This is a genomic window from Streptomyces niveus, from assembly GCF_001723055.1.
GTDB lineage: Bacteria > Actinomycetota > Actinomycetes > Streptomycetales > Streptomycetaceae > Streptomyces > Streptomyces niveus.
This window is the reverse complement of sequence record NZ_MDCR01000157.1, coordinates 1-12,280: the sequence shown is the minus strand read 5'-3', so window position 1 is coordinate 12,280 and position 12,280 is coordinate 1. Positions and strand designations below refer to the sequence as shown.

The following is a 12,280-nucleotide window of genomic DNA, read 5'->3' as shown; positions in this document are numbered from 1 at the left end:
CCCTGGCCCTGGGCAGCTACCACCTCAACTACGCCTCACCCACCACCCGCCAGAGCGAAGCCGAGTGGCTGACTACCTGGAACGACAAGCAGTGGACCAACCCCGACGGCATACCCGTGCGTGTGCCCGCGCTGCTCGGCGGCGACAACAACTCCTACCCCGTCCCCGGCACCCCCGGCGACCCGCCCCTCCCCGAGCTGGACCGTATTCCCAACCGGCCGCACCGCCTCCACCGGTCCATCGTCGGCCCGGACGGCAAACGGGTCATGGACACCCGGCCGGACGAGATCCTGCGCACCGCCGGCCTGGAGGACGTCGCACGCCACCTCGCACAGACGAAGAACGACAAAATCGCCGTCGCCCCCACGGTCGACGCCTGCGACACGCACGGGCCGGACGCACGGATCGACCGCATCTACGCCAGCACGCTGCTCCTGCCCGCCGTCACCCACGTCGACGTCATCGACACGACGGGACTCTCCGACCACCACACCCTCCGGCTGCGCCTGGACAGCACCACCCTCACCGACCTGCTCAACCAGCCCCAGCCCGCCGCCGCCTGACCCGTCCGCCGCACCCCGAGAAGGCTTCCGTGCCGTGGTGCCGCCCGGCGCCCCCGCGGCGCGAACACGTCCGGAGAACCGCAGACCGGCCAGCACGGACGCAGAAGCGGGCCGCACGGAACCGAATCCCCGCCCATCCCGGGCTGACACCGTTCGTACACCAGTGAAGGAAGAGACCATGGCGGCCGAGAACATTGACAACCTCGACGATGACGACTTCGCCGACCTGATCGCGAAACTTGCCACGGGGACCGCCTCCGAGCAGGAAGTCGAAGACGCGAAGGACTCCGCCCGCGACGCCCGCGACAAGTAACCGGACCGCCGGGGTCCCGAGGGGTGCCCATGCACGCGCTCCGCCACCGCTCCCCCACAGGGCCGCCCGGCGGCCGGACCCGTGGACCACGAGAGGAGAGAACATGGCGGCGAAACGTAGCGGCCACGCGTGCGTCACGCCTCGGATCTCGGTGGCTGTCCAGGCACCCGACCCGATCTCACTCGCCGGTATCACCAGCCAGCTCAGACCGCGCCCCCAGGTCACCGTCACGACCTGGGACGCCGAGGCCCCGCCCCAGGTCGCGCTCGTCGTCGTGGACACGGTCGACGAGGAGGCGCTGAAAACACTGCGCCGCATCCAACGCACCACGGACTGCCGCACCGTCCTGGTCACGACCGGCATCGACGAGCAGAAGCTGGTGAGCGCGGCGGAGTGCGGTGTCGCCGGTGTGGTCAGACGGTCCGAGGCCACGCCGGAGCACCTGGTGCATGTCATCAGCACGGTCGCGCGAGGCGAGGGGCATCTCCCCTCCGACCTGCTCGGCCGTCTCCTCGAAGAGGTCGGCAGGCTACAGGGTCAGGTGCTCGGCCCGCGCGGTCTGCATTTCACCGGACTGGCGGCGCGTGAGGCGGACGTACTGCGGCTGGTCGCCGAGGGATACGACACCGCGGATATCGCGACGGAGCTCGCCTACTCGGAGCGCACGATCAAGAACGTGCTGCATGCCGTGATGACCAGGCTGCAACTGCGCAACCGGGCACACGCGGTCGCCTACGCCGTGCGGCAAGGACTGATCTGAATCCAGCCGTCAGACAAGCACCCCGCGCCCCGGCAAATGGACGCTTCCCGCCCGTGAAACACCTCCAGGCCAGCCAGTCCATCGTCCTCGACCACGGTCTGTGGCGTCGTTCGATCAACGGCGAATAGAAGCTGAAGACCCGGGCTGCTTGCGGACGTCCACCGCTCGTGTACCTTCCTGCGTTCACGGAGGAACTCCTGCGTGGCCTGGCCACGACGCAACCAGCGCCGGGACGTCAACGCCTTGACGGTGACGCCCGAAGCCTTGGATGACCCTTCGCTCGGTTCGAACCTGCGACTGAGAACCAAGGTGCCGCCACGTGTCAGCGTGCACAGGTCAATTCTGCCGCCGGACAACGACGCACATGCATTCCCGGACTCTCCGATCTGACCGCGACCAGACGAGACGGCCACCTCGATGGACCGGGCACCCAACCTATACATGCCCGGCACCCGACCCTGTCCGTGACCTAGCGTCAGGGCGGGGACGGTACCGGACCGCCTCTTGAGCAGGGGGGGTGTGCCAGCATCATCCGCCAGTACTGTGGATCTCCGCATGAACCAGGGGTGATTGAAGGGGTTGCTTGCCGGCGTGAGATGCGATAGAGCCAGAATTGCCGCGATCCGCGATCCGCGATGGTCGGCTTATGTAGTTTCCCGGGGTGCCCGTGCACAATAGCCCGCATCTGCGTGTCCCAGTAGGGCGTGACGCCCGGCGGTGGAGCACTTTCCCTGCCGAGCGGACCCTGGTCGTCGTGGCCCGGACGGTCACCTCGACGGTACGCGTCCTGGAATGCCTGCCAGCCCTGGTGCGTGACGACAGCCGAATCTCCGTCGTCTTCGCCCACGACCCGACATCGGCGTTCAGTGACGGGGTCCTGGACCTGATGCGCGATGCGGGCTGCCGCGTCATGCCGTGGGATCAGCTGGCTGAGGCGGCGCCCGATCTCATCCTGTCGGCCAGTGAGAACATCGATGTCCCCGACGGTGACTGCCCCGTTCTCGTGCTGCCGCACGGGGTGGGCTTCCAGAAGATGGTTCCTGACTCACGTACGTCCGGAACCCGGCTATCCGGTGTCGTGCCAGACAGACTGCTCGAAGCCGGCAGGGCCTGGCTGGCCCTCTCCCACCCGGACCAGGAGCAGCAGCTTCTTGCCGCACATCCGAAGACGGCTGGGCGGACGCTTCTGGTCGGTGACCCATGCTTCGACGAGCTGCGGGCCAGCCGCGCCCAGCGGGCCTCGTACCGGGCCGTGTTGGGCGTGGGTAATGATCGCCGACTGGTCGTGGTGAGCTCGACCTGGGGCGCCACGTCCCTCATCGGCCGGGAGCCGGACCTGCCGGCACGCCTGCTCGCCTCGCTCCCCTACGACGAATACCGCGTCGCGCTGATACTGCATCCCAATGTGTGGGCCGCACATGGCGCTTGGCAGGTCCGCGTCCTGCTGGCATCGGCAATCGAGGCGGGGCTGATCCTGGTTCCACCCGTCCATTCCTGGCGCCCTGCCCTGGTCGCCGCTGACCTGGTGATCGGCGACCACGGATCCGTGACGCTGTACGGCGCCGCACTCGGTATCCCGCTGCTGCTCGGAGCGTTCGGACACGACGCGGTGCCGCGCACAGCGGCAAGCGTCCTCTCCGAGAGGGCACCACGGCTCGACCCGCGCGCCGACCTTCATCGGCAGGTCGTGACGGTCATCGACAGCCGCGATCAGAAGACCGGCGCCGCCCTGGCCCAGCACGCGTTCGCCGACCCGGGGCACGCTCACGCCCGTCTGCGCGAGGCCCTCTACCGGCTGATCCGCCTGCCCGAACCACGCTGGCCGTCGCCCGGCCCGCCGACCCTCGACCCTCCGGAAGCAGCATCCGACACGGCGGCACCTTACCCAGCGCTACGGGTCACCACCACGCTCACCGCCCAGGAGCCGACGGAGGGGCCAACGGTCACCGTGCGCCGCGTGCCCGCCTCGGTAGCCGGTCCCGGAACCGAGAGCCCCGGCACATATGCGCACCTGGCGGTCGGAGAAAGTGAGAAGGACCGATACCTCGCCGAGAGCGCGTCCGTCGTCCTCGCCGAACGGCCGGCGCCGACCGTCGTCGGGGCGCTGACGTGGATCGCCGACACCCTCGGCCGGTTTCCCGGCTGCCTGCTGACCGCGACCGTCACCGGTCTCCGTACTGTTGTTGTCGGTTCGCGGGACGGCCGAATCGTCACGGCGACGGTGACGGGTCCCGCCCCGGAGCCCGGCCAAGTGGCTGCGGTCGTCTACACACTGCTCCGCGCCGCCCGTCCCTTCCCAGATGGGCCGGTGACCCTGCGCCTGGGCGAGCGCACCGAGGACATCGTCCTGCGCCTGCGCCCCGCCAAGACGTCCCCTTAAAGCCCCTACGCTCCGCCCTCTTCGTCCGCGCGTCGCAGCCGCTCCCGCAGCTCCTCCACGAGCGGGCTGCCTCCGTCCTCGTGGATCAGGAGCGCCCTGGTCAAGTACTCCCGCAGATGTGTCCGGTCCTCGCCGGGTCGCTCCGCGATGGCGGCCAGTGCCAGCAGCGCCTCCGCCTCGTAGTGGGTGGCCCGCTCTTCCTTCAGCACACGGGCGGCTTCACCGAACGCGTCGATGGCCTGTTCTGTCTGGCCCAGATGATCGTGTGCCCGGCCGGTGGCAAGGACCGCGCGGGCCGCCATCCGCAGGTCAGGCTCCTCCCCGTCCGACAGGGCCTGCTGAGCATGCCGCAGGCTCTCCAGGGCCTGGCCGGGATTCCCGGCGGCGTCCTGCGCACTGCCGAGGAAGAGCCACGCGATCGCGGCTCCGCGGACCTGCCCAGCCTCCCTGTTGAGGTCGAGGGACCGCTGGTAGACCTCAACAGCACGTGAGGGGTCGACCCGGTCCCAGTAGCGCCCGGAGAACTCCATGACCGAGGCCCTCAAGTCAGTACGGCCCGCGGCATCCGCGCAGGCGACCGCCGCCTCCAACTGCTCACGCGCCGAATCCAGTTCAGCCAGGTCCATCAGCGGACGCGACAGCAGGGCACGCAGCCGTGCCTCGGCGGCGGGCACGAGTTCCTCGGACGCCGAGGCAGCCGCCACCCCCAGCTCCAGCGACTCCTTCCAGTCCCCAAGGTGCCGGCGGTGCAGGAACAGCACGGTGAACGCCTCGGCGAGCTGCCACACCTCAGTGTGCAGGCCGAACTGGTACGCCTCACGCAGGACGGCCAGGATGTTGGAGCGCTCCGCGTCCAGCCAGTCCAGCGGATCCGGCGCGTCCACCGCCGTGAAAGGATCCGTGGCGCGCTCCAGCAGACCATCCAGCTCGGCGATACGCAGCCGGTCCGCCCGCACCCGCCGGTCGGCGAACGCGGCGAGCGCGAGGTAGTGGGTGACCAGCCGTTGAACGACTTCCCTTCGCGCGTCTACCGGCTCCTGCGCGGACGCACGCTCGCGGGCATGCAGGCGCAGAAGGTCGTGGAAGCGGTAGCGGTCGTCGCCCGTGAGCGTGAGCAGGCCGGCTTCCTCCAGAACGTCCAGCAGGGACTGCGCGGTTGCCGTGTCGGTCGCCGTGGCGACGGCCGCGGTGCCGGCGTCGAAGGTACGGCACGGCAGCCAGCCGAGCAGCCGGTAGAAGTGCGCCTCGCCGGAGGCGAGTTGCCGGTAGGCGGAGTCGAACACTGCGGACACCGAGCGCTCCCTTCCCAGGGACATCACGGTCAGCCTGCTGGCTTCGTCGGACAGTTCCTCTACCAAACGAGCCATGGTGAGCCGCCGCCTGGTCAGCAGCAGGGAAGCCACCACATGCAGGGCGACAGGCAACCCGCCGCACAGCTCGACCAGCCGCTCGGCGGCCTCCGGCTCGGCGGCGACGCTCTCCTGACCACACCGGTCGGCGAGGATACGCAGCGCGCTGTGGGTGTCGAGAGGGGACAGAGACAGCAGCCTCGCCCCGTCGAGAGTCAGTTCACCGAGTTTCGCACTGCTCGTGATGAGGACTGCGCTGCCGGAACCCTGCGGCACTAACGCCCGTACCTGGGCAGGTTCGTTGACATCGTCCAGCACCAGGAGCATTCGCCGCCCGGCCGACCGTGTACGGAAAAGCCGCGTCCGCTCCGCCAGGGAATGCGGCAGATACGTGTCCTTCACTCCCAGCGACCGCAGGCACATCCCCACCGCCGCGGACACGTCGCCGCCGCCGCGCGTACCACGCAACTCCGCGAAGTCCACGTACAACTGACCATCGGGAAAACGATCACGGGACTTGTGGGCCCACCTGGTGGCCGTAGCCGTCTTGCCCACCCCCGGGGTCCCGCCGAGCACCAGGACATCGACATGGTCCGAACCGCTACCGGCCGGGGCTACCGAGCCGTCCAAACGGGCCAGTTCAGCCACCCGGTTGACAAAGGGCGTAAGCAGCGCGGGGACCTCGTCCGGTACCGCCTCGGAAGGCACGGGCGGGTGAACGTTGTAGGTGATACCGCCGTGGATCTGCGAGTTCTGGAACGCACCGTACTGCACCCCGCCGTGTGTCACCGCGTTGACCGGTGCCTGCGCGGCAGCAAGGTCGGACAGCAACTGGCGCAGCTCCTGGGCCGCGTCCGGCTCCTCCTCAAGCAACTGGCTGAGCCGCCGCCGCCAGTCCGTCTCGACATCGGCCGCGGCACTCTCATCGTCCGCGTCCCGGGCCGCCACGAGCTGTGCGCGACCTTCGTCAAGAGCGGCACCCTCCTCGTCCTCGCCGGGTTCCCGAGACTGCCTACGCCGGGCGAAGAATTGTGTCAAGCGCGTCCTGGCCTGCTCCCACGACTCCGTGACCATCGCCCCCACCAGGGCCGTTGCCCCCGACGCGGCAAGCGCCGCCAATTCCGCCTCCACCAAGCCCCCTTGCATCCCACCCGCACACAGACCGATCAACTCACCACCGTAGAGAGATCACCAACGCATGGATAGTCCGACGCCCGGCGCGCCTTCGAGAAACGAGCCACGTTCAGGAGCGAGCACGTGTGCGAGTTGCGGTGCGCCGGCCGCCCTTCGCCGCACCGGACGGCGCATCCGCCGCCTGGTCCGCAAGCGCAGGGGTGGGCTGGTCCGTTCTCCGAACGCTCACGCTCTCCCGTGGTCGTGCGGGGAGTTCGCTGTGCTCAGGTTCCTGGAGCTGGGTGAAGATGATGAGGCGGCTGTCGGGGAGGGACGCCGGGTGGAGGGTGTGGCTCACGAGTTCGACGGTCCTCCAGCCCAGCGCCGGCACCCTCATCCGGTGGAGTTGGCCGTCGCGGTTCTCGGCGACCTCGGAGGCCGATTCCCACAGTTGGAGCACGTCGGGGTCCGCGCGGACCTCTTCGACCAGCCGGGCCAGTGCGGGGTCGTCGCGCCGGCCCGCCAGGGCGAACTTCAGCAGCCTGACCATCCTGTTGGCGTGATCTCGCCAGTTGTGGTGCTGTATGCGCGCTTCGGGGTCCAGCAGTCCCCACCTCAGCAGGTTGGCGCCCGGCGCCGTCACCCACGGCCACCACGAGGCCATGAAGCTGTTGTAGGCGAGGACGTTCCAGTGGCGGTCGCACAGAAGGCTCGGTGAGGGCTGCTCCTCGATCAGCAGGCGCATGGCCTCCTCCAGCGGGGGGCGCCTGTCGGGGTGGGAGACGTCGAAGGTCGTGCCGACGTTGTGGAGCAGCAGCGCGTGACGGGCGTCCGGGTCGAGCCGCAGGAGGCCGGCGAGGGCGTCGCACTGTTCGCGCGAGAACCGGGCCGGTGCCGCACCGCGCTCGATACTGCCGTAGGTGCGGATCGCTATGCCCAGGACCCGGGCGACCGGGGGCTGGGTGAGGCCGGCGGCCCTGCGCCAGGTGCGCAGGAGGTTGCCGAATCCCATGTACCTTTCGGCAAAAGGCAGTTGCCCGGGGAAAGTCTCCTCGTCGGCGGACTCGCTGTCGCCGGGCGTCGGTCCGGTCGCGTCCATGAATTTCCCCTCTCGCTGTGTGCGGCGCGGGCCGCAACGTTTCTGGGCAAGGAAAGGGCGGGCGACCCAAGTTCACCGACCCCCGGCCCTGTGTCCGCGACAGACCATACGCAATACCGAATGAAGATCATCCTGAGTTCAACGAGCTCGGCGCTGGACATCCCGCGACACTGATCCGCGAAAGGGACATGTCGACCTGCGGAAAAGCAGCCGTCGCCAGAATCGGCAAAAGCTTGCCGATATTCGTTTTCCCGGACGCCGCACCCTCGGCCGCGCCCTGACCGACTCTCTGCGTCACACATGTCTGCCCGTCATTTCCCCTCCACCGCAGGCGACTTACGCCCTGGGAGCGGCGGCGGGCGCGGGTGGCATGCCCGGAATCTACGCGCGTCAATTTGGACCGGACCAGTCATTGACGCCGACGTGAGACCTTCGCTTAGATGCCCCTGAGCAGCAGCGATCAACAGAACGTTGCAACCGGGAGGGGTGCGCAGGAGTGAAGATCATCACGAGGGGTTCGGCCGAACGGCGGCACCGGAGATCCGGCAGCGGCGGCCCGGCATTCCCGCGTCCCGTGAATGGGCGAACTGCCCAGCGGAAGCTGGTGAGTTACCGATCGTCAGATCTGCTGCGGCATGCCATAATCACCCGTCCTGCCGGATCCGGCAGGGATCTGCGGCACACGGAAGAACAGCTTCAGGAAGCGGTGACCCGTATCGCCCTCAGGCCGCGAGCGCGAGCGGAAGAATCACAATCCGGAAACCACTATGCAGCGCTGCATTCTCGGCTCTCTCCACGGCTCGGCATCCCGGCACCTCCTTCGGTAACTTTGCAGCGCGGCATTCTGGAGGGTTTCGACAGACGGAATCCAGCACTCTCCCTGCGATATTCCGGACGGCGCTCCCTTCCCCCGGGCGGCCCCGCCCCGACGCCGACGTCTGCGACTTCTAGAAAGTTCTAGAACCACCTGTGGACTGTTGCCGGAAACGGCATTTATGTTCGTCGTCGCTCGCCGGGCACCCCGCCCAGCGGCGGGCACGACAAGGAGGCGCGCTGCGTCACGCGCAGCACAGAAGGGCCAGGCAGCCGGCCCTGAAACGGCGACGGCGCCCGGGAGTTGCTGCTCCCGGACGCCAAAGCCGAAGTGACGCTCCGTGCACGTGTGAACCGAGCGTCACCCCAACCACCGCACCGGCCCTTCCTACGGGGCATACCGGCGCGGCCTTCACCACAGAGGAGAGTGTTCCATGCCGCCTGCCCCGCGCAAAAGGGCGAAGGTCCCCCGCCCGATCGCCGACGTCCACCGTCGGCGGCGGGTCGTACCCGGCTTCGCGCGGCTGTACGGGGGCGGTGTCTGATGGCGCGGATCCGGACGATCAAGCCGGAGGCGTTCGAGTCGGAGTCGCTCGCGGAGTGCTCGGTGACCGCGACGCTGACGTTCTTCGGTCTGCTCACCCTGGCGGACGACACCGGGCGTTTCCGTGACCACCCGGCGATCATCGCAGGCAGGTTGTGGGCGCTGCGCGCCGAGCACACCCCCGCCCACGTCGCCCGGGATCTGGAGGAGCTGGCCGCCGCCGGAGTGATCTGCCGCTACACCGGCTGCGACGGGCGCAGTTATCTGCACATCGTGACGTGGCAGCGGCATCAGAAGATCGACCGCCCGTCCGCCTCGCGGGTGCCCCGCTGCACGGGGCATCAGGCGGAGCAGAAGTGCGGCTCCTGCACCGAGGGTCCCTGCCCCACCACCCGCTCGGACCAGGTTTCGACGAGTCCTCGTCGAGGGCTCGATCACCCGGTATCGCCCGATATGCCACCGACCGGCCCCCGGGCCCCGGCCGGTGCCCCCGCTGAGGCGAGCGGTGTCCGCCTGTCGGCGCGGCCCAGTTCTCCTGGCGGAGAAACAGCAGGTCAGGGGCGTTTCGTGGAAGCCTCGCCGCATCCTCGCGAGGGCTCGTCGTCTGGATCTAGGATCTTGGATCCTGGATCTGTACCTAGGGGGCGCGAGGCACCCGCACCTCCCGCCCTCCCGGTGACGGTGTCGGCGAAGGAGCTGGTGGCGGAGTACGTCGCCGGATGTGCGCGCCGTCCTCCGGAGGACTTCCTCGCCCACCTGGGCCGGAAGGTCAAGGTCCTGCTGGAGGAGCGGTTCGAGCCCGAGACGGTCCGTACGGCGCTGGAGCGGCTGCGGGCCAAGGGCCTGCACCCCAGCGTCCTGCCGAGCGTGGTGAACGAGGTCCTCAACGCCTCACCGCAGCAAGGCACATTGGCGCACGCTTCCGCCTCCGGCGCGGGGCCTCTGGCCAGCGCTGCGTACACGCCGTATCTCAACCCGGCCACGCCGGAGCCGACCACGTTCGGAGGCAGCCTGTGACCCGCGTACACCTCAGCGACCCGCAGCCCGCGATCTCGGACCGGCTCCGCACACGCCTCCAGGCGCAGCTCACCGCACGGGGGATCGACCCGGCGACGGCTCTGCCCGACCGCCCGGAGCCGGACCCCGCGCTTCAGGCCGCCCAGAAGCGGATACCCGTTGCCTACCGCGACGCGGTCGCCGAGCATCCCGCCGTCACGGCGTGGGTGCGCGCGCTGGCGGACGCGTCGGTCGCGCCGTCCACGGGTACGGCGAATCCGCCGTACGGGACCACCGGGCGGCGGCGGCTCGCGCACGGCCCCTCGCTGCTGCTGTGGGGCAGCACCGGCACCGGCAAGACCCACCAGGCATACGGGGCGATCCGCGCGCTGACCGCCGCCGGGTGCGGGGTGGCCTGGCACGCGACCACCGCCGCCGACCTCTACGCCCAGATGCGCCCCCGCCCGGGAACGGACCTGGAGCACCTGCTCTACCGAATCACCCGGGTCCCGCTGCTGCTCCTGGACGACCTCGGCGCCGCCAAGGGCTCGGAGTGGACCGAGGAGATCAACTTCCGGCTCCTGAACTGGCGGGCCGAGAACCGCCTGCCGACGCTCATCACGAGCAACCTGCCGCCGCTGCGCGACGCGGGCACCCCGGACGGGCAGCCGGTGCTGCGCGACAAGGTCGGCGACCGCGTCCTGTCCCGCCTGTCCGGCATGTGCACCGCGGTCCAACTCACCGGCCCCGACCGCCGCTTCACCCGCCGCTGACCGCGGCGATCCCCTCATCCCCGTACCAGCCCTCACCGCCGCACCGCACCGTGTCGCCCGCCGGTGCCCGCCGTGCCGGCAGTGAGCCGTGAACCGGAGACAACGTTGCGCCACATCACCACCCACACCACGCCGGCCACCGGCCTGCGCTCCGTCGGCGACACCAACTGGCACGTGCGCGGCGCGTGCTACGGCATGGACCCCGAGGAGGCGGACGAGTTGTTCTTCCCGCGCCCGCGCGACCTCTGTGCCATCGCCGAAGCCAGAGCCCTGTGCGCCCGGTGCCCGGTGCGGCGGGACTGCCTCAACCACGCCTTGGAGAACGGGATCAAGGAAGGCACCTGGGGCGGGCTGACCAAGGCGGAGCGCCGTCCCTGGCACGACGGGCTGCCGCAGCGCATGGACTACAGCCGTGTGATCGCGTTCTTCAACGGCCGCGACGTGCACCTCACCGCCCGGGAGCGCGAGGCCGTCGTCGACCACGCCTACGTACGCGGGTGGCGACCGGCCCGCCTCGCCGTCGCTCTGCAGATCAGCCCCCAGCATGCCCGTGACCTGCTGCGGCAGGTCGCCAACAAGGTCTTCGACCGCGACCGCTACCAGGGCATCCCCAGGAAGAAACGCAAGAAAGCACCAGCCCAACCGAAGACGGACAACCCCGCCCCCGACGGCAAGAGCGCGGCAAGTCGGCCGGTGGCCCGCCCAGTGCGAACCAACACCGCGAACGCCCCTCTCGGAAAGGCAGCATGAGCAACCTCCTGTCCCCCGGTTCGATCACCAGCCTGCCCGTGCTTCTCGCGGCCGGGATCGCGGTCACCGGTGTGCTGTCCCTCGCCGTCGCGGGGTGGACGAGCCGCCGCCGCACCACGCGCAGCCCGCGTCCGGCGGGCAGTCCGGCGGTGAAGGTCGCGGCGCTCGCCGCGGTCGGCTGCACCGCCTACAGCGCCGACACGAGCTGGCGCTTCGCCGCGGCCTACCTCGACATGGCCGGCACCCTGGAGCGTGCCGCGATGTTCGGCGCCGCGGAACTGGCCCTGTTCGCGACCGCGTTGATGGCCCGGCAGAACCTGAACAGCCAGGGCGTGCCGGGGCTTCCCGGGAGCCTGGTGTGGGTGATCACCGGGGTGCAGATCATCCCCGCATACGCCGAGTCCGGTCCGGTCGGCGGGACCGTACGGGCCTTCGTCGGCCCCCTCATGGCCGCGATGCTCTGGCACCTGGCCATGGGCATCGAACTGCGCCTGCACAAGCCGGACGCCGCCTCGCAGGGCCTCCTCGCCAGCCTCGGACGGGAAGCACGCGAGCGCCTCCTGTCACGTCTGGGCATCGCCGCCCGCGACCGCGACGCCGCGCAGATCACCCGCGACCGCGCCACCACCCGCGCCGTCACCCTCGCCACCCGCCTCGCCGACCACACACCCCAGCAGCGGCAGAAGTGGCGCGGGCGACGCCTCACACGGAAGCTGTCGAAGGCACTCGGCAGAGCCGCCGTCGGCACCGACCCCAAGCAGCGCGCGCAGCTCCTCGACCAGCTCGCCGCCCGCCGCCACGCACACACCCTCGCCACCGTCCCCCTC

At 69.8% G+C, this 12,280-nt stretch carries 8 protein-coding genes and 2 pseudogenes; 8 read left to right on the top strand and 2 right to left on the bottom strand.

Features of this window, described 5'->3' with window-relative positions:
* The 4 genes and pseudogenes from BHU15_RS40180 to BHU15_RS19435 form a co-directional block, all read left to right on the top strand.
* A pseudogene (locus BHU15_RS40180) lies at positions 1-563 on the top strand (endonuclease/exonuclease/phosphatase family protein); the annotation flags it as partial.
* A gap of 178 nt (positions 564-741) precedes the next feature.
* On the top strand, positions 742-876 hold the full coding sequence (locus tag BHU15_RS41405; protein ID WP_255293152.1) for a hypothetical protein: 135 nt from the start codon (positions 742-744) through the stop codon (positions 874-876).
* Between the two features lie 103 nt (positions 877-979).
* A complete protein-coding gene (locus tag BHU15_RS19440) occupies positions 980-1,636 on the top strand; it encodes a helix-turn-helix transcriptional regulator (protein ID WP_069628346.1) in 657 nt (218 codons plus the stop codon).
* Between the two features lie 745 nt (positions 1,637-2,381).
* A complete protein-coding gene (locus tag BHU15_RS19435; RefSeq protein WP_069628349.1) occupies positions 2,382-4,016 on the top strand; it encodes a hypothetical protein in 1,635 nt (544 codons plus the stop codon).
* A 5-nt stretch (positions 4,017-4,021) separates the two neighbouring features.
* On the opposite strand, the gene BHU15_RS19430 is transcribed toward BHU15_RS19435, so the two are convergent.
* Both BHU15_RS19430 and BHU15_RS19425 read right to left on the bottom strand, forming a co-directional pair.
* A complete protein-coding gene (locus BHU15_RS19430) occupies positions 4,022-6,313 on the bottom strand; it encodes an NB-ARC domain-containing protein (RefSeq protein ID WP_255293151.1) in 2,292 nt (763 codons plus the stop codon).
* A 295-nt stretch (positions 6,314-6,608) separates the two neighbouring features.
* On the bottom strand, positions 6,609-7,577 hold the full coding sequence (locus BHU15_RS19425; RefSeq protein ID WP_069628345.1) for a helix-turn-helix transcriptional regulator: 969 nt from the start codon (positions 7,575-7,577) through the stop codon (positions 6,609-6,611).
* Positions 7,578-8,934: 1,357 nt separating this feature from the next.
* Here BHU15_RS19425 and BHU15_RS19420 point away from each other — a divergent pair.
* From BHU15_RS19420 to BHU15_RS19405, 4 genes and pseudogenes are all read left to right on the top strand, one after another.
* Complete coding sequence (locus BHU15_RS19420; protein ID WP_069628344.1) at positions 8,935-9,951, top strand: hypothetical protein; 1,017 nt, start codon at positions 8,935-8,937, stop codon at positions 9,949-9,951.
* Positions 9,948-10,703, top strand: a complete 756-nt coding sequence (locus BHU15_RS19415; RefSeq protein WP_079128243.1) for an ATP-binding protein — start codon at positions 9,948-9,950, stop codon at positions 10,701-10,703. Before BHU15_RS19420 ends, BHU15_RS19415 begins: the two co-directional genes overlap by 4 nt.
* A gap of 105 nt (positions 10,704-10,808) precedes the next feature.
* Positions 10,809-11,453 (top strand): WhiB family transcriptional regulator, encoded by a 645-nt coding sequence (locus tag BHU15_RS19410; RefSeq protein ID WP_069628343.1) that lies wholly within the window; start codon positions 10,809-10,811, stop codon positions 11,451-11,453.
* A pseudogene (locus BHU15_RS19405) lies at positions 11,450-12,280 on the top strand (hypothetical protein); the annotation flags it as partial. The gene BHU15_RS19410 and the pseudogene BHU15_RS19405, both read left to right, overlap by 4 nt.